This is a genomic window from Arcticibacterium sp., assembly GCF_055134445.1.
On the sequence record NZ_JBSRVI010000132.1, the window covers coordinates 1 to 23,293 of the forward strand.

Consider the following 23,293-nt stretch of genomic DNA (forward strand, 5'->3'; position numbering starts at 1 on the left):
CTCCATGCTTAAATCACCTGAAAGAAAACCAGGAGCAGCGTTGAATTTCAGAATCAGGTAATAGGAAACCAACAGTCCCATAAACCAGTGTAAAAGCCACTTTTCTTTGACATATAAATAAATGATATTAGACAAAGTATAAGCAATGCCAATACGGCCTAATACACTCATAAACCGTATATCTGAAACTGGTCTTAATTCCAATCCATTATTATAAATCAATCCTAACAAAAACAAAATCAAGCCCCTTTTTAAAACTTTTATCAAAAGCGTTCGCCTACTTTTTCCGGCTTTTAAGGCTTTCGCAATAGAAAATGGGGTGGAAACCCCAGCCAAAAAAATAAACAAAGGGAAAATCAAATCGTAGGCAGTAAAACCATTCCAATAAGGATGCCCAAACTGAGCAGATAATGGTGTCCAAATGGACCCGTGGTTAATTTTTGCCATGACATGAATCAACTCTTCTCCACCAATTATCCAAAACATATCGAAGCCACGCAAAGCATCTAAGGAAAGTAGTCTGTTCTGGATAAAAACTTCTTTTTTAGCTGACATGTATTTTAAATCTTTGGCTCCCAACCTGGTTCGTAAGTACGTGACCAAAACTTTAAGGCATGCTCGTCATTCATAATATGCCCATTGCTAGCGTCAATATTCAAGGTACGGCCGGTTCGCTGAGATATATTTCCTAATTGAACTAGAAGTGTGCTTTTATACCCACCATTAATGTCTGATATTACTGGGGTACCTTTTCTAATACCATCAAAAAAGTTTTGAATGTGCAAAGCATCTAATTGTTGAGAGGGATTTTGCAAATTTCTAGGGTCAATCTCAAAATCGTTTTTTACTTCCTTTACTAGTCTATCTTGAAGATCAAATATCTTATAAGCATTTCCACTCCCAATAAGCATAGAACCATTATCTCCATAAAACATCACGCCCACACTGTTGCCTTCATCCAATTTCCCGTTACAGCTTCGACCTTCCCAGGTTATCATACTTTTATTCGCAAACTCTATAGAAATCATCTGAGTGTCTGGCGTTTCCCAATCATCTTGAAATCTAAATCGACCGCCAGAAGAATTAACTTTCACAGGAAAATCTACGCCCAAACCCCAACGTGCTAGGTCTACCATATGAGTGCCATTATTAAGAGCTTCGCCTGTTCCCCAATGCCAAAACCAATGCCAGTTATAGTGTATTAAATTATCCTTAAACGGTTTTCGTGGTGCAGGACCCTGCCAGAAATCATAATTTAGCCAGGAAGGAATTGCCGTATTTTTCCCAATACCAATGGTATCACGGTTATTTGTATACCATGTTTTAGCATAATATGGCCTACCGATAATACCATTATGTAGTTCCTTAATGGCCATGGCTACATTTGGCCAAGATCTACGCTGATTTCCCATTTGTAAAACCCGCTTGTACTTTTTGCCTGATTCCAAAAGCATTTCGCCTTCTTTTGGATTGTGACTGCATGGTTTTTCTAAGTAAACATGTTTGCCCGCCGAACATGCCAATAAGGTAGCTGGTGCATGCCAATGGTCTGGTGCGGTAACTATCAATACATCAACGTCTTTATCCTCTAAGGCTCTTCTGAAATCAGGTGTATTATGAGGTCTTTTCCCCTGCACTTTCTCCACCGCTTCGATACATATTTCGGATGCTCTAGCATCCACATCACAAATATGAATCACTTCACAATTATCCTGATTGGCGAAGTTTTTAGCCACTGCTAATCCGCGACTATTCACGCCCATACTGGCAGCTAATATCCTGTCATTAGCACCAAGAATATTAGCGTAAGTTTTTGCAGAAAAACCTGGCAAAATTCCACCTAAAGAAAGTAAGAAGGCACCTCCTGTACCTTCTTTCAAAAAGTCTCTACGCGATTTTTTCATTTTAAATCTATCTAGGGTAAATTATTTGTTCAAGATAGTCATTAAAATCAAAATAATTGCTGGGTCTCTTACTCGTACTGGCTAAAGGGTTTTTATAGGTATCTCCATGATAAATTCACTTCCTTGTCCAACCACAGAATCTACTTTCAAATCCCCACCATGAGCCTTCACAATATCGTAAGCTAAACTCAGCCCTAAACCAGTACCTTGCCCAGAAGGCTTGGTGGTGAAGAAGGGCTGGAAGATTTTGTCTTTGATGGAATCTGGGATGCCTGGGCCGTTGTCTTTGATGGCTATGAGCATTGAGCCATCAGCTTTGTGCTCTGTTTTTAAGGAGACCGTTGGTTTATAGCCTTCAATCCTTTTTTGAGCTTGTTCATCTACCGCCTGAAAAGAATTATTAATTAAATTCAACAGCACTCTTCCAATATCCTGCGGGATTACCTCAATCTTAGGCAGTTTTGGATCAAAGTCTGTGACCATTTCTGCATTAAATCGAGGCGTCGAACCGTTCTTGTCTTTGGCTCTTATGCCATGGTAGGACAGCCTCAAATATTCATCTGCCAAGGCATTGATATCTGTAAGCTCATTTTCGCCAGAACTGGTTCTGGAATGCTCCAACATGCCTTTTACAATGCTACTGGCACGGTTGCCGTGGTGGTAGATTTTAGAGAGATTTTCTTTTATGTCTCCTAATATTTCTTCTTCAAGATTCTCATCCCGTTCACCTTTAACCTTTAACCTTTCACCCAGAACCTCATCTATCAATTCCTCACTTACTTCCGAGAAGTTATTTACAAAGTTGAGTGGATTCTGAATCTCATGGGCTATGCCTGCCGTCAGTTCTCCTAAGCTCGCCATTTTTTCGGACTGTATCAGTTGGGCTTGGGTGGATTTGAGGTTTTCTAAGGACAGGTTTAAATCTCTTGTCCGTTCGCTTACTTGTTTTTCAAGAATTATATTTTGACTTTCTAAAAGTTCCTTTTTTTCTTCTGTAACCAGTAATAATTTATCGGCATTTTGACGGACTTCGATGATTATTTCTTTGAAACGCAGTGCAACATAAACTAACAAGGAAATAGGAAAAGAAAGAAATAAAGCCGTTACTAAAATAGACTCCGTTATTATATCTCTTTCCTGATTTGACCCAATAAGGAGGGCAATAAAAATCACCCAGATTATCATAAGCAAAAAACCTATAATTATTGCCCAATGGGTTACTTTTAATGATTTCCACGAAGAAATAATATAGTATAAAATAGTGGCAAGCGTAAACAATACAATCAGGATATCAATTACTTCATTTGACTGATAAAAAAGAGCAGAAAGATTGTAGACTATAAACGAAAGAAAAATAATGTTTAAGGTTTTTGTGATTTTCCTGTTAAAAACAATAACAAACAGAAGGATGCTTATTGCTTCAAAAAAAACTGATATAAATTGCATTAAAAATTTTGAAATAATCAAGCTATCGTATGATGCAAAAGGATTATGAATCATAAATCTACCAACTGAAAATATTGCCAACATGGTGGAATAAGCCGCAATGATTTTGAAGCTTTTTTCTTTTGGATTTAGAAATGCCAATAGCCAGAATAGCAAACTCAAAAATATACCAACTACGATTCTTAGTGTTGTGTAAATAGGTTCTTCGGTAATGTGTTTATCCCAAATTGCGTTTTCAGTCTCATTCATAAATCCTAAGGTTGAACTTCCTTTAAAAGCACTTTTGGGTAAAGCAGAAAGTTCATCCACATAATGAATTGCCAAGACATGTTCTGCTCCAGGAAGAACGCTAAGTACTATAGGGCGTTTATGATTTACCAGATTTTCTTTGAATGGTGTCCCATCACTGCCTGTGTTTCCGTAACGATGAATCAATTTTCCATCCATATACAAATCCATGGCAGCCCAGCCTAGAGTGAAAAAGTTGATGTGGTTATTGAGTAGGCTAGAATCTATCTTTATTTTTGTTCGGAACCAACCCTCAAATCGTCCATTGGAATCAGCAAAAGACTCCTTGATATCTGCAGGTTTTAATTTTTCCCAGCTGTCGGTATTCAGGTTGGGCTCAGCATAAAGACTGTCGTGGCCTTTTTTGAAAAACCAGACATTCATATCGGACAGATTAATTTTCTTTACTTCATTTAGTACAGATTGTGTAATTGTTAACACTTCCAATCGTGGCATATGGTCTTTCCAGGCCCTGATGTTATTTTGTATTAGGGTATCTTTTGTAATGGTAACAGATCGGCTCCAGCCCCCTATATCATTCTGTTCATACCCATAAAAGCTTGCTTCTTTTTTATCCTCGCTACCTCTGTAAAAGCAATACTGATAGGTTCCCGCTTTTAAGTTCAGCGTGATTGATTTTTTATTAGAGCCAATAGGTTTTAATCTGTAATCTTTGTTGGCAGAATAATCCCAATCGTTGAAATCCCCAGCAAGATAAATACTATCTTTATCAAGCCTGATTTCTTCATTAATATCAAACTTAACATTAAACTGTGCCTGTAAAACAGAGGGTACGAAAAGCAGTAAAATGAAGAATTGGATTATTTTCATATATTTTTTATTTACCATTTTCAATTTTAAACTAAGATTATCTTATCCATCTAAAACTATAATAAACACACTTCCACTCCCATCTTCTGTTTCCACTTTCAACTCCCCACCATGTGCCTTCACAATATCATAAGCCAAACTCAACCCTAAACCGGTGCCCTTTCCTGTAGGCTTGGTAGTGAAAAAAGGTTGGAAAATTTTGTCTTTGATGGCGTCTGGGATGCCTGGGCCGTTGTCTTTTATGGCAATGAGCAGTTGGCCGTGAGCCGTGAGCTCTGTTTTGATGGAGACTATTGGCTTATAGCTGTCCGAATTCCCCTCATTTCCGTTTAAATTTAACTTTCGCTTTAAGGCTTCTTCGGACACCGCCTGAAAAGCATTATTTATCAAATTTAACAACACACGGCCTATATCCTGAGGAATCACTTCAATCTTAGGTAGGGTAGGGTCGAAGTTTGTCAACATCTCGGCATTAAAGGTTTTGTCCTTCGCACGCAGTCCATGATACGAAAGCCTCAAATATTCATCGGCCAAAGCATTAATGTCTGTCAATTCCTTTTGACCAGTGCTGGTTCTGCTGTGCTCTAGCATGCCTTTTACTATGCTACTGGCACGGTTTCCGTGATGGTGAATTTTCGTAAGATTCTCTTTTATATCCTTTAAAATTTCCTCTTCCAAAGCTTCATCTCTTTCACCTTTAACCTTTAACCTTTCACCCAGAACCTCATCTATCAATTCCTCACTTACTTCAGAAAAGTTATTAACAAAGTTGAGAGGATTCTGAATCTCATGGGCTATTCCAGCTGTCAATTCACCAAGGCTGGCCATTTTTTCGGATTGGATGAGTTGGGCTTGGGTGGATTTTAAATCTTTTAGAGATTGTTCTAAGGCCACATTAGTTTCTTCTATTGCCTTTCTTTTTTGTTCGAGTTCTTCAATTGTTTCTTCGAGAAGGATTGAAGTGGTTCGTTTTACTTTCTCCGTTCGTTCTAATTTGAATTCGGCAATTTCTAAATCACTTTTTACCCTTTTGGCTGCTTTTATAAGTTCCTCTTTTATTTCTATCGATACATTATCGATTTGGTTTAAGTATTCTATTATGAATTGTAAGGATTGGTTCATTTTACATTTCTTTTAATGTAACCCAGCAACACATACCAGAATGAAAATTTTGTTTCCCCCCTTTTATTCTTCCAAACTCCCCATACGTATAAAAACCAGCCATAGGCACCTGCCAAACTTCTGCTAAACCTTCATTTTCATTAACGGTTAAGGGCCCTAAAACGGGTGGTCTGCCAGCACAAGAAAAAATAAGTAATGCATCAGCCTTGTTTTCTGTGTTGATTTTTAAAGCTTTAGCCTCTGAAATAATTTCTTCCGAAATCTCGAAATCGGGCGGAGTGGTAAAGTGAAATTCATCACCCTCCTCCATTTCTTTGTCCATTATTAGTGCATTGGATTTTGCATCTATTGATCGAGGTGATTTAAGAATTGTTTCTCCATTTTTACGTTTTGCAATAAATGGAAAATCGACGGATATGTCCCTGAAAACATCAAATTTTTCGTCAATACTTTTTTCAGACATTCCCAAATATTTTAAATACATTTCTACCGCGGGTTTACCATCAATACTATATACTTTATTCCCCGAACTTTTTGTCACTCGTCTGGTAATTCCTAATGGTTTCCATCCGTGAATGGCCATCCCTTTTAAAGAAATTTTATCGCCGTCAAAAACCAATGAAACTATGCCATTATGAGATTCTTTTTGATGTGTAAATACAAAGCTGTTTTGTAAGGCCCAATCATCACCGGCCGTACCACCAAAAAAGACGATATCCTCTCCTAATTCTATTACCATTGTTTTTACAAACTTGTCGCCATCAAAGAATTGTCCATCTGAAAATACACCACAACTAGATAATAACATTGTTGGGTTTTTAAAATGTGATAATGCATTTTTTGCTACTAATGAAGCTGCACTATCAATATTGTTATTTTCAACATCTTCAATACTTATTGCATAATATTCTCTTTTAACATCAAGTAAAAGAATAACAATTTCTCCATCACTATGATAACCATTAATAAACTCACCACAAGAAGTAGCACCAAACACATCTATTCCTTTTGTTTTTAATAACGCGACAACTGCTTTTCTGTCTTGCTTTATAGAAAGAAAAACGATAGCCAAAGTAGGCTTAAATCCATCATCCATTGACTTTTCTAAATTTGTTTGAATTTCTTCTGCCGATTTCCCTGTTATAGATTTTGCTTTCATTTCTTATTTCTCTTTTATAGCTACACAACAAGAAGTTAAATTATGCATTTCCAAGTTTCCTCCTGTGGCTCTGCCCAATTCTGCATTGCTAAACATACCCGCCATAGGTACATTCCATACATTTTTTACACCCTCTAACTCATGTGTCATTAACGGCCCTAAAGATATGATCCTGCCTAAACAACTAAATACAACTAATGCATCAGCTTGGGGCATTTCAGTTGCTTTTAAATTTTCTAAAGCTTTTACAACTTTGTCCACTACATCAAAATCAGGCGGTAATGAAAACCGTACTTTTGAACCTTGAGGGACGGAGCCACTGGTATAAAAAGAATGATCTGACCAATCAACTTGTAAACCTGGTCGCATGACGGGATCCCCTTTTTCACGTTGTAATTGCAATGGAAAGTTAGCTGCAATATCTAAAAGTAAATTAGTATTTCCTGGTGTTAAATTCTCTATTCCGCCATATTTAGCGGTAATATCTAAAACAGGAATATTATCTACTGTATATACATGATTGCCTTCGCTTTTGGTCACAATTTTATCTGTTCCTACTGCTTTCCATCCACAGGTAGCAATTCCTTTGATCTCAATTTTAGTTTCGTCTAAAGCAATACATACCATTGCATTGCCGCTATCTTGGCCATTGGTAAAAACAAAAGTCCCAGAAAAAGACTGATCATCTCCTGCGGCACCGCCAAAAGCATTTACATCCATACCAATTACATCTTCCAAGCCATGAAGAATTTCTTCGCCATCAACAGCGACATTGCTAATACCGAGTAAAAAAGCGGGTTTGGCAAATTTATTTTTGGCTTTTTGTGCAATATTTGTAGCAATCTCTCTATAATTTTTATTGGGATATTCTTCGAAATAGATTTCAAAATAATCTCTATTCATGTCGAGTAAAAGAATGGCGGCAGAAGACTTTTCGGTTTCTTCATCGGTAAATTCGCCATTGGTTGTACATCCAAAAACAGTAATATTTTCAGCATCCAAAATGGCAGTAATGGCTGTTCTATCGAGAGCAACCGATATAAAACAGATCGCTAGGGTTGGTTTAAAACCATCTACCATACTTTTTTCTAAAGCTAATTTAATTTCTTCTGTAGATTTTCCTTTAATTGATTTTCCTTTCATTTTTTTTAGTTTGGTAGGGAAATAATAAATTTTGTACTAATATTTTTTTGACCAGTTCGTCTGGCAGGCTGGCTCTCCACTTTCAACTCCCCATCGTGTGCCCTCACAATACCAGTCTGAACCACGCCTGTCCCGAAATATTCGGAGGATTTCAATAGATTATTGGATTTCACTGATTTTGATTTCATGCTATTGGTAGTTTTATAATGAACTCAGTACCTTCATTTTCTTTCGACTCCAATTCAATCTCCCCACCATGAGCCTTCACAATATCATAAGCCAAACTGAGCCCTAATCCAGTTCCTTTTCCTGTATCTTTAGTAGTGAAGAAAGGTTGGAAAATTTTGTCTTTGATGGCGTCTGGGATTCCTGGGCCGTTGTCTTTTATGGCTATGAGCAATGAGCTTTGGGCTATGAGCTCTGTAGAAACTGAAACTAATGGTTTATAATCTATATCATTTTGATCCTTTCTCTTTTCTGCTTCTTCCGAAACGGCTTGAAAAGCATTATTTATCAAATTCAGAAACACTCGTCCAATATCTTGCGGAATGACCTCTATTTTCGGCAAATCTGGGTCAAAGTTTGTGACCAATTCTGCATTAAAGCTTTTATCCTTTGCTCTTAATCCATGATAGGACAGTCTTAAATACTCCTCTGCAAGTGCATTAATATCTGTCAATTCTTTTTCACCAGTACTGGTTCTGGAATGCTCCAACATACCTTTTACAATGCTGCTGGCTCGGTTTCCGTGGTGGTGGATTTTTTGAAGGTTTTGAATCACATCATCAGAAATGGCTTTTGCTTCATTAATGTCTCCTTTATCTAATTCATCTTTTAATTCATGAACTAATTCAGAACTTACTTCTGAGAAGTTGTTTACAAAATTCAAGGGATTCTGTATCTCATGGGCAATGCCAGCAGTTAACTCTCCAAGGCTTGCCATTTTTTCTGATTGAATGAGTTGGGCTTGGGTGGACTCGAGTTGTTGCAAAGTTGTTTGAATCTCTTCTTTTTGTTCCCGAAGGAGTTTATTTGCTTTTTGCTTGTTTTTATTATTTCGGTATAGGATAAGAGCAAGTATTACTGCAGATAGCAAAGCACCGGCTATGCTAAAAATCCATACACGCTGAACTTTGCTTTCCTGAATCTTTTGTAATCTCTCTTTTTCCAGTTGGTCAATTTGTTTTTCACTTTTGTTGATAATGGATCGTATCTGAGCTTCAGCAACCCGGTTGGCATTTTCAGCTTTATTTGACTCCTTAATTATCTCCTGATACATTTTGATGTAATCAAAAGCTTTTTCAGGTTGCCCCATTTCAATATAGATCTCTGAGATTAAAAAGCTGATTTTATTTTTTATGATTGTTCTATTACTATTTAATTGATTTTCTCTTTCTAGACATTCTAAAGCATTTTTTAGGGCGTTTTTAAAGTCCCCTATTTTATAATAGGATTCGGATAGGTATAAGAGTGTAAAGGGTAATGTATACCTTGCCTCATTATTATTATCAATCTTTGAATACGTTTTGTAGGTCTTTTGCAGGTAAGAGATGGCTTCGTCATATGCTCTCTGGTCTAATGAAATTTGTCCTTCCAGGCTATTGCTTTTTGCCTCGAGTAAAGTCCTGACTTGTCCATTTGTACCCTTTAGGGCTAGGGCCATATAGTTTCTGGCTTCATCGTATCTTTTTAATTCATACAGGGGAAAAACAGGGCGGGTATAGACAGTATAAAGTCTGGTGTTTATATTCAGCTCTTTTGTTAATGAAATTAGCTTTTCATAAACTTCAAAAGCTTTATCCTGCATTTCAAGGGTTTCATAACCAAAGCCCAATTGATAGTAGATTTGTAGCAACATATTAAGGTCACCTACAGATTCATATGCATCGATACTTTTTAAATAATAATCAATTGCAATGGCATACTGACCCAAGATGCTATAATTATTACCCTGTATAAAGTTCAGAAGTGCTGTTCCATTATTATCCTTACTAATTAATAATAAATCAATTATCTCTTGTTCTATTTTTTCAGCCTCTTCAGTATTTCCTTCTGAATCGAATAATATTTTCAGATTCGAATAGGCCACAAATGAGGGGTAATATAGCCTTAGTTCTCGACTTAGATCAGCAAGTTTCCTAAGATTTATTTTCACTTCATCTGTCCTGCCCAACAAATAATAACTCACTATTATTGGAGACATAAGGGTGAGTTGTATTTCCTTATCGTCAAGGTCTTCAAAATATTGAAGTAAGGGGGTTAGTTTACGCAAAAGGAATTCATCATAATCTGGTGGGTATCCAATTGGAATATATAACTCAGTCGTTAACTCGGAAAATTGATTATTTGCTTTAGAATCCAGATTCCTGGCTTGATATAAATAAAAGCTGTACAGCTCACCGCTTCCTTGAAATGCTGAAAGCGTCATATTAAACATAATTTCTCCTCCCTTATAATCCAGTTTTTTTGATATTTCAAATGCCTCTCTCGCCGAAACAAGTCCTAGTTTAAATTCCTGGTTAAAAAAACAGAGCCGAGCGTATTCATTGAGGAGACGTACTTTTTCTTCATCGTTATTTTTTCGGTTGACGATCAATTGGTGTAGACTATCAATTTTAGTCGGGCTAATAAGCAATGTTTCTTGTGCCATGGTCACGCCTTGAAACAGGATAACAACTACGAGACAGGATAATATATCTTTTATTTTCATAACTAAATTGATAAGACTATAATAAACTCCGACCCTTCTCCTTCTTCCGTATCGACCTTCAATTCGCCACCATGAGCCTTCACTATATCATATGCCAAACTTAACCCTAAACCTGTTCCTTTTCCTGTGTCTTTAGTAGTGAAGAAAGGTTGGAAAATTTTATCTTTGATGGCGTCTGGGATGCCTGGGCCGTTGTCCTTTATAGCAATGAGCAGTTGGCCTTGGGCATTGAGCTCAGTGCTGACTGTAACTATTGGTTTATAAACTTCCGACTTCGTGGCATTCTCTTGGGTGGATAACGGCACTTCGACAAGCTCAGTGTTTGCATCAGAGCTTCGCTCGATACAAGCTTGAAACGCATTGTTAATCAAGTTCAAAAGCACCCTGCCAATATCCTGCGAAACGACTTCAATTTTTGGCAGATTAGGGTCAAATTCTGTCACCATTTCTGCATTGAAATCTTTATTCTTTGCCCTTAAACCATGAAAAGAAAGTCTTAAATATTCATCTGCCAAAGCATTAATATCTGTTAATTCCTTTTCACCTGAGCTAGTTCTGCTATGCTCTAGCATTCCTTTTACGATGCTGCTGGCTCTGGCTCCATGATGGTGTATTTTAGTTTGATTCTCAGCAATGTTTAACGCTAATTCAGCTATTAAATCTTTATCCATTTCTGCTTTTTTTGATTCCTCTTTCAGTTCTTCGGCTAGCTCTTTGGACACTTCTGAAAAATTATTAACAAAGTTTAGCGGATTTTGAATCTCATGGGCAATGCCTGCCGTTAACTCACCCAGGCTTGCCATTTTTTCGGATTGTATTAATTGGGCTTGGGTGGATTTGAGGTTTTCGAGAGACTGATTCAGTTCGGTGGTGCGTTCTTTTACCTTTTTTTCGAGGGTTTCATTTTGTAAATATAAAATGGACTCTTTTTCTTTTGAGAGTTTTTTAACCTTGTCTAGGTTAAGGCTTAATTCCTGACTTCGCTTGCCCAAGGCGTAACCTAAGTAAATAGCTAAAACAACGGGATTGAGCATTTGGGCAAAAGGAATATAGTCTCGTATATAAAAATCTGTTATACCAATATCGTTTTGTGTTAGACCAATTTCGGTTAAAATAATTATCGCCCAGAATAATATTGAAATAATACTAGAACTCAGTAATAAGATACTTGCCACTCTATTTTTGTTCCAGGATTTTACAGCTATTCGTATAATGGCCACCAATAAAAAAAGTCCCCAAGCGGTGATTAATATAAGAGGGGCGTATAAAAAGGAACAACCAATGGTTACAAGGCCTAAAAACATTACTGCTTTATACCCAAAATCTATGGGCTGCTCCATAATGCTGTACAGGCAAAACAGTAAGATTGAAAAGGAAAATACAGTATTGTTTGCCATTAGGAAGGAAATCCAAAACTGATCTCCAGTATAACCATTCGACCAGATTACTCCAGCGTAAAACAGACTCAACAAAAGATTAGAAATGGCGAAGTATCCATTGATTTTTTCACTGGGGAAAACCAAGTAAAAGGATATGAATATGATAAACATCAAGATCGCAATGCCTAAAGCGATGTGATAGTTTTTATCATACTGTTGAAAGCCAGCGATTCGTCTATTTTTTAATACATCGGTGGAGGTGGCATTGTTAAGGGTTGAAACCGAAAGTCTAATGTCCCCATTGGTATTCGTATATATGGGAAATTTATATTGTGCATTGACATAACGCACGGCCAACACCTGTACCTTTCCTCTTTCCAGGGGAAATTGAAGAATTTGTCCGTAAGGATGAAAATAAATGATTTCATCTTTATTTGTACTCACTTTTCCCAGTTGGAGAATCAGCTTACCATCTAAATAAATCTCTGAGGCTCCTAGCTGCCGGATATTTAAAACGATAGTCTGTGTTAAGCTGCTATCCGCTTTAATACGTTTTCTGAACCAAACAATTTCACCGCGGTCGGCGATGGCATTCTCACCATCGGGCATGTTTAAATTGACACTCGAGAATTGCGTCCAGGAAGCATCATCAAATTCCGGATTGGCCCAAGCCGCATCATCTCCTTTTTGATAATGCCAGTCATATGTTAAATCTTTCCAACCCTCTGAAAAAGTAGTGTCTGAGATTACAAAAACTTTTTCTGACTGACCAAAAAGTGTTAATGGCAGTAAGAGCCCAATGATGTAAAAAATAGTCTTCATACCTTATTTGTTTAATGTAAAGTAAATAACAAATTCACTTCCTTCCCCTTCTTTGCTTTCCATCATCAACTCCCCTCCATGGGCCTTCACAATATCATAAGCCAAACTCAGCCCTAAGCCAGTTCCTTTTCCAGTGTCTTTTGTTGTAAAAAAGGGTTGGAATATTTTGTCTTTGATGGCGTGGGGGATTCCTGGGCCGTTATCTTTTATTTTTATGGCTATTTGCTTTTGGCCTTTAGCCGTTAGCTCTTGACTAGTCGAAATGCTTACTGTTGGTTTGTAGCTGTCCGAATTCTTTTGGGTGGATAATGGCTCTTCGGCAAGCTCAGTGATTGTATCAGAGCTTCGCTCGATACAAGCCTGAAATGCATTGTTTATCAAATTCAAAAGTACTCTTCCTATGTCTTGTGAGATCACCTCTATTTTGGGGAGATTTGCGTCGAAATGGGTTTCGAAGTCGGCATTGAAGTCTCTGTCTTTCGCTCTTAGTCCGTGGTAAGCTAACCTTAAATATTCGTCGGCTAAGGCATTTATATCGGTCAGTTCCTTTTTGCCAGAACTGGTTCTGCTGTGCTCTAGCATTCCTTTTACGATGCTACTTGCTCGGTTTCCGTGGTGGTGGATTTTTTGAAGGTTTTGAATCACATCATCAGAAATGGCTTTTGCTTCATTAATGTCTCCTTTATCTAATTCCTCTTTTAATTCATGAACTAATTCAGAACTGACTTCTGAAAAGTTATTTACAAAGTTTAAGGGATTCTGAATTTCGTGGGCAATGCCAGCGGTTAGTTCTCCTAAGCTTGCCATTTTTTCGGATTGTATGAGTTGGGCTTGGGTGGATTTGAGGTTTTCGAGGGAATTATTTAATGCAAAAGTTCGCTCGGTTACTTGTTTTTCAAGCGTTTCGTTTTGGGTGGTGAGAATTTGTTGTTTTTCTTTTTCTTGATTAACCGCTTGTTCTTTTAAAATTTCATTTTCCGACAATTTTTCGGTCAATTCCTTATTGTTATCGCTTGATTTGAGGCCCATATAAATTGAAAGCCCAATCGGAAAAGCCATATAGCCAATATTATAAATTAAATCAAGCTGGTAAACTGAAATTTTGAGAACTTGCAAATAGTAGAACCCAATAGAAATAAAGGCTAACAAATTAAGAATTACGCCAACACTCAGAAACTTAAATCCTCTGATTTTTTTCTTTAATCCAATAATTGCTATTCTAAGCAGAAAAAATAAACAAAAGACACTAGCTAATAAAGCCCCCAAATTTCCATAGTTATAGCTTAAACTTGCTAAAAATGTCGCCATAAATGCAACTGCTATCATTACCCAATACAGAAAATCAATTTTGACTTTTGCGAAATAATACAAAACTGCGATTTGGAGACCAGAAGCAAGAAAAAATAAAAATTGTCCAAGATTTGCAAACCAAAACCAAACAGGAACGTTTGGATAGTAACGAAAGAAAATAAATAACAAACATACCAGAGCTGAGCTTAAAAAAGTGAATGCCAATAAAAGATGTGCCCTGTCATTTTTTTGATTAAAATAGAAAGCTGCGTGCAGTATAAAAAGTATCAAGAAGATTCCAAATTTGAATATATCTAAACCAATATTGTAAGATTTATTATTTAGTACTGAATTGAGTGCTGGCACTAATGGTACTAGGCTGGCTTTAAAAAAATTATTACGATAAATAAATAGTTTAGTATAATGAATGTTTGGTTGCAAAACGTACCTAATCGCTAAGGTATATTTTCCTGCCGAATCAACTGGTAAATAAAAAGGAATAGATAAGGGGGTATCAGCTATCACTTTGTTTAAATCCACATCAAAATGCCCGATTTGCTTTACCAAAAGGCCATTCAAATAAATTTCAGAAGCACCACTTTGATTGATTGATAAACCAATTGGCTCAGTAAATTTGTTTTTCACCACAAAATCAAGTCTTAGCCACTTTATTTTTGAATCAAAAATTTGCGGCAAATCCATAATATCTTGCGTAGGGTCAATACCCTCCCAAGCCGAATCATCAAAATCAGCTTTGGCGTATTTAGGATTATCTCCCACGTGCCATTTCCAGCCTTTATCTAATAAAATGCCTTTTTGAGGCAAGGAGTCTATTTTTATGACTTCGCTTTGCTGAGAAAAAATGGCTAAAGGTAAAAAAAATAGAAGTGTGCTTAAATACTTTTTCATCTTAATTGATTGGTAATAGAATTTGAAATTTACTTCCTTTTCCTTCTTCTGACTCTACTTTTAGTTCCCCTCCATGAGCCTTCACAATATCATAAGCCAAACTCAATCCTAAGCCTGTTCCTTTTCCAGTGTCTTTAGTGGTGAAAAATGGTTGGAAGATTTTGTTTTTGATGGCGTCTGGGATTCCTGGGCCGTTGTCGGATATTTTTATAGCTATTTGCTTTTGGCTATTAGCTGTTAGCTCTGTTTTTACTGAAACTTTGGGCTTATAGCCTTCAATCCCTTTCTTAGATTGCTCGTCAACGGCTTGAAAGGCGTTATTAATCAAATTCAAAAGCACCCGTCCGATATCCTGAGGAATGACATCTATTTTCGGCAAGTTTGGGTCAAAGTTTGTGACCAATTCAGCATTAAAGTCTTTATCCTTAGCTCTCAGTCCATGATACGATAATCTTAAATATTCATCTGCCAAAGCATTTATATCTGTCAATTCCTTTTTACCAGAACTGGTTCTGGAATGTTCTAGCATACCTTTTACGATGGAACTTGCCCGCTGACCATGGTGGTGTATTTTCTTTTGATTTTCAGCAATATCTGTCGCTATTTCAGCTATTAGACCTTTGTCAAAGTTTTCTTTATTTGCTTCTTCTTTTAACTCTTCTGCGAGTTCTTTTGAAACCTCTGAAAAATTATTAACAAAGTTTAGCGGATTCTGAATCTCATGAGCAATTCCTGCAGTAAGTTCGCCCAAAGAAGCCATTTTTTCTGATTGGATGAGTTGTTTTTGCGAAGCTCTTAAGTCGGAAGTTCTTTCTGCTACTTGCCTTTCCAGTGTCTCATTCTGTTTACTAAGTATTTGTTGTTTTTCTGTTGAGAGTTTCTCTAGCTCGACTAATTTTAATTGTAAAGTCCTATTAAAATAGGAGGACTCTCCAGCCAGAAAAATAGCAAAAGAAATAGGAATACTTATAGCACTCAGATTAAATGCGAGGTCCTTATAAATGTCATTCGGACCTGAAGGGAGTACTCCAGAAATCATAATAAAGAAAAGTATCAACAACAGAATAAAACTAAGACATCCCGCAAAAACGATTTTAGAACCACGTCGGCTGTCTTTTAAGGCGATAAAAGCCTGGCGTATCGCTTCTAAATTAACCAGTAAGGCAATTAATTGCATATTAATTAGATATGCGAAGTGGTAATCGAAAGCAGTTAATATTAATGGAACTATTGCCAGGACTGTAATTAGCCAAAATGTAATAGGCAATGATTTGTGAAAAGTCTTATAAAGTGCAACTAAGCAAAACAATAATCCTATAACTCCAAAAAAAAGGTAGAAATAACTTACGAACTCCTTATTATGTGCCACGTGGAGTTGGAATTTCGCAAGGCCTTCTCCAAGAGCGGCTAAAGCAATAAAAAAATTAAAAAGAAAGAAGTATAGATTTGCTTTCTGAGAGGTAGCATAAAAAAACAAAGCAAGATGAAAGATAGAAAGAAGAAGAAATACACCAAATCTGGCAAAAATGTAATAAGGAAGAACATTATTCTGTAACAAAGAGCTAACTGCATTAGCATCTATAATTTTTAAATTTAAAGCGTCATTACGAAGACCCATAAATGTTGTTTTGCCATAATATGGGATGTTTTTTTGAAGAGCAAACCTTACTGCCAGCGTTTGTTCCCCTGTTTCTTTTATAGGCAAAGCTAAATAGCTGCCAATTAAAGGTTCCTCGGCAATTATGTTTTCTGGATTTTTATTGAATTCACCAAACCCACCATTAGCCTCTCCATTTAGAAAGTATTCTGCCGCTCCAGTCTGCCTTACCAATAATACCAATGGCTTATATTGTAGCGAACGATCCACATTAAACTTTATACGAAACCAGCCAATATCCGAAGCCCAAAGTTGAGGTATATCTAATATGTTTTTCGTAGGGTCAATGCTCTCCCAAGATGCATCATCAAAGTCAGTTTTTACAAAATCAGGGTTATCGCCTGTGTGCCATTTCCAGCCTTTATCTAATAAAATGCCTTTTTGAGGCAAGGAGTCTATTTTTATGACTTCGCTTTGTTGAGCAAAAATGGCTAAAGGCAAAAAAAATAGAAGTGTGCTTAAATACTTTTTCATCTTAATTGATTGGTAATAGAATTTGAAATTTACTTCCTTTTCCTTCTTCTGACTCTACTTTTAATTCTCCACCATGTGCCTTAACTATATCATAAGCCAAACTTAGACCCAAACCTGTACCTTTTCCTGTTTCCTTCGTAGTGAAAAAGGGTTGAAAAATTTTGTCTTTGATTTCGTCTGGTATTCCTGAGCCGTTGTCTTTTATGGTTATGGCTATTTGCTTTTGGCTTTTAGCCGTTAGCTCTTGGCTCGTAGATATTGTTACAGTTGGTTTATATGGGGAGGTGACTGAGGAGTCCACTGAGCTAAGTCGAAGTGCTCTCGAAGTCACATTATCATTCTCTGAGGTAGATAACGGCACTTCGACAGGCTCAGTGCGTGTATCAGAGCTTCGCTCGATACAAGCTTGAAAAGCATTATTAATCAAATTCAAAAGTACACGCCCAATATCTTGTGGAACGACTTCAATCTTTGGCAAGTTTGGGTCAAAGTTTGTAAGCATTTCTGCATTGAAGTCATTATCTTTTGCACGGAGACCGTGATATGCCAATCTTAGATATTCATCCGCCAAAGCATTAATATCTGTCAATTCCTTTATGCCAGAACTACTTCTGGAATGCTCCAACATACCTTTTACGATGCTGCTGGCTCGGTTTCCGTGGTGGTGGATTTTCTTTAGGTTTTCTTTGATGTCAGAAATCAATTCTTTCTCTAATCCTTTATCCCTTTCTCCGTTCTCCTTGTTCCCTTCTTCTTCTAATTCCTCCACTAGTTCTTCTGTTACTTCTGAGAAGTTATTCACAAAATTTAATGGATTCTGTATTTCATGGGCTATTCCTGCAGTAAGCTCTCCGAGGCTTGCCATTTTTTCTGATTGGATGAGTTGGGCTTGGGTGGATTTTAGTTGATCATATGCTATTACAATTTTTTGTTTGGCTTTTTGCTTTTGTCTGTTATTTCTATATAAAAAGAAGGCGATCAGCATTAAGATTAAAGAGCTACCAAGAAATATATTTTGCCGCAATTTATTATTGTAATCAGCTTTGGCCGATTCCAGTTCGTATTGTCTTTCTTGATCATCATAGTCAACAAAAGCTTCCAACGCAGTCTTGGTTCTCAGCTTATCAAGAATTTCTTTCGCAGCAAATGCACTTTTATTATATTCTAATGCTTTTTTTAAATCTTTTTTCTCGAACAATTCAGAGAGTATTCTATACGAATTTATAATGTGCGAACTCAGCCCATTTTCTTTGGCTAATTCTAGTGAATTTTGAGCGTATAAAATAGAGGAATCAACCAAGCCCGTTTTTTGGAATACTTTAGCAATAGCATAATTAGCATTGCATTTACCATCATCACTTTTCGCTAAACCAAGCGACATGCGATAATTGGAAAGTGCTTGATTCAAATCACCTTTTTTGACATAAATTTCTCCCAAAGCAAGTTCTGAAAATGCAACTTCCCATTCTTCTGCTTTTCTATTTCCCGATTTTCCATAGTACAAAGCGGAGTCTAGCTGGTTGATTATAGAAAAGGTTCTTGCCAATCGAATTTCTGCAATAGTTGAAAATCTATCCGACCCACTTTTATCAAAGAGTTCTTTAGATTCTCGTAAAAATTTTATGGAACTCTGATAATCTTCTGAATTGCTCTTAATCGTGGCCAAATCCAATAATAGCCTTCCTTTATCATACAGAAAGGATTCACGGTCGGCAATTTTAATTCCATGAAGAGTCATTTGAAGTGCCCTAGAGTCATTACCAACCGTTATATAGGCTATACTTATATTATGCAGAATAACTACTTCATCCATTTTAGAGTTGATTTTTTCGGCCAATTCTAGGCCCATCTTCCCGTAAAAAATGGAAGAATCTGGTTTATTAAATTTATATCGATTGCATAATTCGCTTATTATTTTAATACGCGTAGTGTCTTTTTTTGATGATATTAACAGTCCCTTAAGGCTCTCTGTTGATACATCTGTAATGTTTTGAGCAGCAGAAATTCCGTAAAAAACCAACAATGAAAAGAGGATTACTACTTTGGTTTTCATGACTTAATATTAATTGGTAATGAAATAATAAACTCCGTTTCTTTTCCTACTTCACTTTCTACAGTCAATTCCCCACCATGGGCCTTCACAATATCAAAAGCCAAACTCAATCCCAAGCCAGTTCCTTTGCCTGTAGGTTTAGTAGTGAAAAATGGTTGGAATATTTTGTCTTTGATAGCGTCGGGAATGCCGGGGCCGTTGTCGGTGATGGCTATGAGCATTGAGCCATTAGCTTTGAGCTCTGTTTTTAAGGAGACGGTAGGTTTATAGCCTTCAATTCCCTTTTTTGCTTGTTCATCTACGGCTTGAAATGCGTTATTAATCAAGTTTAAAAGCACTCGTCCAATATCCTGAGGTATGACATCAATCTTCGGCAGGGTAGGGTCAAAGTTTGTGACCATTTCTGCATTAAAGTTCCTATCCTTCGCACGGAGACCCTGCCTGCCGGACAGGCTGGCATGATAAGAAAGCCTTAAATATTCATCCGCCAAAGCATTGATATCAGTCAGTTCCTTTTTGCCAGAGCTAGTTCGGCTGTGTTCTAACATACCTTTTACAATGCTACTGGCTCTGTTTCCGTGATGGTGAATTTTCGTAAGATTCTCTTTTATATCCTTTAAAATTTCCTCTTCCAAAGCTTCATCTCTTTCACCTTTCACCTTTAACCTTTCTCCCAAAACTTCCTCAATCATTTCCTCACTCACCTCACTAAAATTATTGACAAAGTTCAATGGATTCTGAATCTCATGGGCTATGCCTGCGGTTAGCTCTCCGAGGCTTGCCATTTTTTCGGATTGTATGAGCTGAGCTTGGGTGGATTTAAGGTTTGAAAGTGATTGGCTAAGTTCTGAAGTTCGCTCTGTAACCTGCTTTTCTAATTCTTCATTTTGAGAAGTTAGTATGTCTTCCTTTTCCAATGAAAGCTTTTCCACCTCGCCTATTTTTACTTTAAGGGATTTACTTTTTCTAGATGCCTCTAGAGCGAGGTAGAGTGAAATTCCAATTGGCAAACAAATTAATCCAAGATTAAAATAGAAATGACCGAACATAAAGTTATGCCCAGAGTTAAGAATACCATAAACACAAAGATAGAAGGCAAGGAAACTTAACAATAACACCAAACCAGATATTAGAATAATTAAGGCTCCTGAATGTTTGGCTTTATAGGCTTGCGAAGAAGTTCTAATAATATCCAAACTGACAATAATTGAGAGGATAAAAGCCGCGGAATTGCCAGTTTCATAAATAACAAAAGGTACAATGATTGTACCTAGAGTGAATAAAGAAATCATCCAGAATATTACAGTCTTTCTTTGACTATACACATCGTATATAGCGAGTAGAAGGACTAAATAGGCCAGATTTTGGAAAGGAAGTGCATAAGAAAGATGAAACAATTTTGTTTCTAATTCAGGAATGTACCAATATGCCATCCCGTCAATGAAATTACTGATTATCAATAGAAGTGAGAAAAGCGAGAAATAAAGATTTGATTTTTGGGTTTTGTCATGAAAATATAACCCTAAGTGGAGGATGGTCAAAATTAAAAAAATCCCAACTCTTAGAAAATGATAATACATTATGTTCCTGCTTGCAATCACACTATCGATGTTCGACACATCAATTATAGTAGCATTAAAAAGGGTATTTGGCCTTCCTGCAAATTGGGTATAATGAAAATCTTTTTGTAAAGAAAATCGAACCGTGAGTACATTTTCACCAGTGTTTTTTAAAGGAAATCCGATAAAGCTAGCTCGCAAGGGGGATACCGCGATGACCTTATTATCTCCATTTTTTACAGATCCATACTTCCCAATGAACTCACCATTTAAATAGATTTCAGAAGCAATACTTTGGTCAATTTTTAAAACTAATGACTTACTCAGCAAGCTACTGTCGGGTATAAAATGAAGCCTAATCCAACAAATATCCGATTGCCATACTTCTGAGACCAATTTAACATCCTGAGAAGGGTCAATAGTTTTCCAATTACTATCATTAAAACCCAATTGGCTCCAATTTACATTATCGCCATTCCGGAATTTCCATTCACCAGATAATTTCACACCTTCAATTGGAACATCTTTTATTGTGGCTATCCCGTCTTGAGCGTGTCCTTTTGTAAAAAGAAACAGCACAGAAAAGGCTATTAGGGCTTTAAGTGCAATGGTTTTCATAGCTTAATTTGAGTTAAAGGTAGGTGACAATAAAATTTGTAGCATCATTTTCTTTGCTTTTTACTGTTAACTCCCCACCATGAGCCTTCACTATATCATAAGCCAAACTCAGTCCTAAGCCAGTACCTTTTCCAGTGTCCTTAGTGGTAAAGAAAGGTTGGAAGACTTTGTCTTTGATGGAGTCTGGGATGCCTGGTCCGTTATCGGTAATGGCTATGAGCATTGAGGCATTAGCTTTGAGCTCCGTTTTTAAGGAGACGGTTGGTTTATAGCCTTTAATTCCCCTTTTCGCCTGTTCATCAACCGCTTGAAATGCGTTATTAATCAAGTTTAAAAGTACTCTTCCGATATCATGTGGAATAATTTCAATCTTGGGTAGGGTGGAGTCAAAGTTGGTTTCGAAATCTGCGTTGAAGCTTTTATCCTTCGCACGGAGACCATGATACGCAAGTCTTAAATATTCGTCTGCCAAGGCATTGATATCAGTCAGTTCTTTTTTACCTGAGCTCGTTCTGGAATGCTCTAACATACCTTTTACAATGCTACTGGCTCGATTTCCGTGGTGGTTTATCTTTTCTAAGTTTTGTTTTAAATCAGCGGAAATAGCTTTGGCTTCTTCTATTTCTCCTTTATTTAGCTCTTCATCCATTTCGTCCAGCATTTCAGAACTTACTTCGGAAAAATTATTAACAAAATTCAAAGGATTCTGAATCTCATGGGCAATGCCAGCAGTAAGCTCTCCAAGGCTTGCCATTTTTTCTGATTGGATGAGTTGGGCTTGCGTGGCTTTTAATTGGTCATAAGCAAGTTCTATATTCTTTTTCGCCTTTTGCTTCAATCTACTATTTCTAAAAAGGAAAAAAGCAATAACGCGTAAAGTGAAAATGCTTCCCAGCATTGCATAGGATCGAATACGATTAAGGTTTTCCTGTTTTGCAGCTTCAAATTCTTTTTGCCTTTCTTCTTCCCGGGTTATCATTGTTTGAACTGCCTGTATATTTCCCGCACCAAACAAATTGTCTTTTATGCTTGTAGCCATCTTATAATATCGGAGTGATTCTTTGGAATCTAAGGGTTCATAGAATTTTGAAAGCAGCGTGGCAGACTCCAGCATAGCTCCTTTTGTACTGTGTAATTTTGCTGTTTGAAGCCCTTTCTTTGCATAAAAAATGCTTGAGTCGGGTTTATTGGTCTCCTGATAATAAATGGAAAGCCTGTTATATAAATCGGCTGTCCAACTTGTTTCATTTCTTGTAAGAGAATTTTGTAGGCCTTTTTGAAAATAAGAGAATGCAAGGGGAAAATTTCCCTTTTTTAAGGCTATATCGCCTAAAATTCTAAATATTTCAGCGTCATCTTCCATGCCAAAATTATGAAGTGCCAGATCAGCATAATAAGATGCAGAGTCCAGCTGGTTCATGTCCAGAAACAGTGACCCAAGATGTGAACAAGCGTAGCCCTTGGACATTTCTACGGCAAGTTGTACCTGAAAATAATGTAAGGCTTTTGGGTAATCTTTTAATAACTGGTAAATAGTTCCTATGTTTCTTAATGCCGGACCAGTGAATGACTTCAAATCTTTATCTTTTGCTATTTGTAAAGCCCTGAATGATACTTCAAGAGCTTTTGACAGATCACCATAATTAACAAAAGCGAAAGCCTCAAAACCAAGAGCTACTACTTGTCCTTTGTAGAAATTAATGTCGGTAGCTAATGAATAGGCTTTTTCCCCATAATAAATGGCCGAGTCAATGTTTGAGTAGCGAAAGCTGGCACATAATTGTTGTAAAACTATTACCCTAATGGTATCATGTTTGGCATTGGCCAATTCAATCTTCAGGCTATCCACTTTTTCCACGGATTGGGCAATAGTAGCATTACAGATAAATGTCATTAGAATAAATAATGCAAAGGTTTTTATCATGGCTT

At 36.9% G+C, this 23,293-nt stretch carries 14 protein-coding genes; all 14 read right to left on the reverse strand.

Annotation, left to right across the window (positions count from 1 at the left end):
* The coding region (locus ACTBZY_RS16905; RefSeq protein WP_463047528.1) for a heparan-alpha-glucosaminide N-acetyltransferase domain-containing protein at positions 1-555 on the reverse strand (555 nt) is incomplete at its 3' end.
* A gap of 5 nt (positions 556-560) precedes the next feature.
* Entirely contained in the window at positions 561-1,904 is a 1,344-nt protein-coding gene (locus ACTBZY_RS16910) for a Gfo/Idh/MocA family protein (RefSeq protein ID WP_463047529.1), read from the reverse strand.
* A gap of 81 nt (positions 1,905-1,985) precedes the next feature.
* On the reverse strand, positions 1,986-4,469 hold the full coding sequence (locus tag ACTBZY_RS16915; protein ID WP_463047530.1) for an ATP-binding protein: 2,484 nt from the start codon (positions 4,467-4,469) through the stop codon (positions 1,986-1,988).
* Positions 4,470-4,511: 42 nt separating this feature from the next.
* The gene (locus tag ACTBZY_RS16920) at positions 4,512-5,591 is read right to left on the reverse strand and encodes a sensor histidine kinase (protein ID WP_463047531.1); all 1,080 of its coding nucleotides are present in this window, start codon (positions 5,589-5,591) and stop codon (positions 4,512-4,514) included.
* A 1-nt stretch (position 5,592) separates the two neighbouring features.
* Positions 5,593-6,750, reverse strand: a complete 1,158-nt coding sequence (locus tag ACTBZY_RS16925) for an FIST signal transduction protein (protein ID WP_463047532.1) — start codon at positions 6,748-6,750, stop codon at positions 5,593-5,595.
* A 3-nt stretch (positions 6,751-6,753) separates the two neighbouring features.
* A complete protein-coding gene (locus tag ACTBZY_RS16930) occupies positions 6,754-7,893 on the reverse strand; it encodes an FIST signal transduction protein (protein ID WP_463047533.1) in 1,140 nt (379 codons plus the stop codon).
* A 5-nt stretch (positions 7,894-7,898) separates the two neighbouring features.
* On the reverse strand, positions 7,899-8,081 hold the full coding sequence (locus ACTBZY_RS16935) for a hypothetical protein (RefSeq protein ID WP_463047534.1): 183 nt from the start codon (positions 8,079-8,081) through the stop codon (positions 7,899-7,901).
* Positions 8,078-10,603: an ATP-binding protein gene (locus ACTBZY_RS16940; protein ID WP_463047535.1), complete on the reverse strand. Its 2,526-nt coding sequence runs from the start codon at positions 10,601-10,603 to the stop codon at positions 8,078-8,080. The genes ACTBZY_RS16935 and ACTBZY_RS16940 overlap by 4 nt, the downstream gene beginning before the upstream one ends.
* 2 nt (positions 10,604-10,605) lie before the next feature.
* Complete coding sequence (locus ACTBZY_RS16945; RefSeq protein ID WP_463047536.1) at positions 10,606-12,804, reverse strand: ATP-binding protein; 2,199 nt, start codon at positions 12,802-12,804, stop codon at positions 10,606-10,608.
* A 3-nt stretch (positions 12,805-12,807) separates the two neighbouring features.
* Entirely contained in the window at positions 12,808-15,003 is a 2,196-nt protein-coding gene (locus ACTBZY_RS16950; RefSeq protein WP_463047537.1) for an ATP-binding protein, read from the reverse strand.
* Between the two features lies 1 nt (position 15,004).
* A complete protein-coding gene (locus ACTBZY_RS16955) occupies positions 15,005-17,134 on the reverse strand; it encodes an ATP-binding protein (RefSeq protein ID WP_463047538.1) in 2,130 nt (709 codons plus the stop codon).
* A gap of 1 nt (position 17,135) precedes the next feature.
* Positions 17,136-19,187, reverse strand: a complete 2,052-nt coding sequence (locus ACTBZY_RS16960) for an ATP-binding protein (protein ID WP_463047539.1) — start codon at positions 19,185-19,187, stop codon at positions 17,136-17,138.
* Positions 19,184-21,364: an ATP-binding protein gene (locus ACTBZY_RS16965; RefSeq protein WP_463047540.1), complete on the reverse strand. Its 2,181-nt coding sequence runs from the start codon at positions 21,362-21,364 to the stop codon at positions 19,184-19,186. The genes ACTBZY_RS16960 and ACTBZY_RS16965 overlap by 4 nt, the downstream gene beginning before the upstream one ends.
* 13 nt (positions 21,365-21,377) lie before the next feature.
* Complete coding sequence (locus ACTBZY_RS16970; RefSeq protein ID WP_463047541.1) at positions 21,378-23,288, reverse strand: tetratricopeptide repeat-containing sensor histidine kinase; 1,911 nt, start codon at positions 23,286-23,288, stop codon at positions 21,378-21,380.
* Positions 23,289-23,293: the final 5 nt, after the last annotated feature.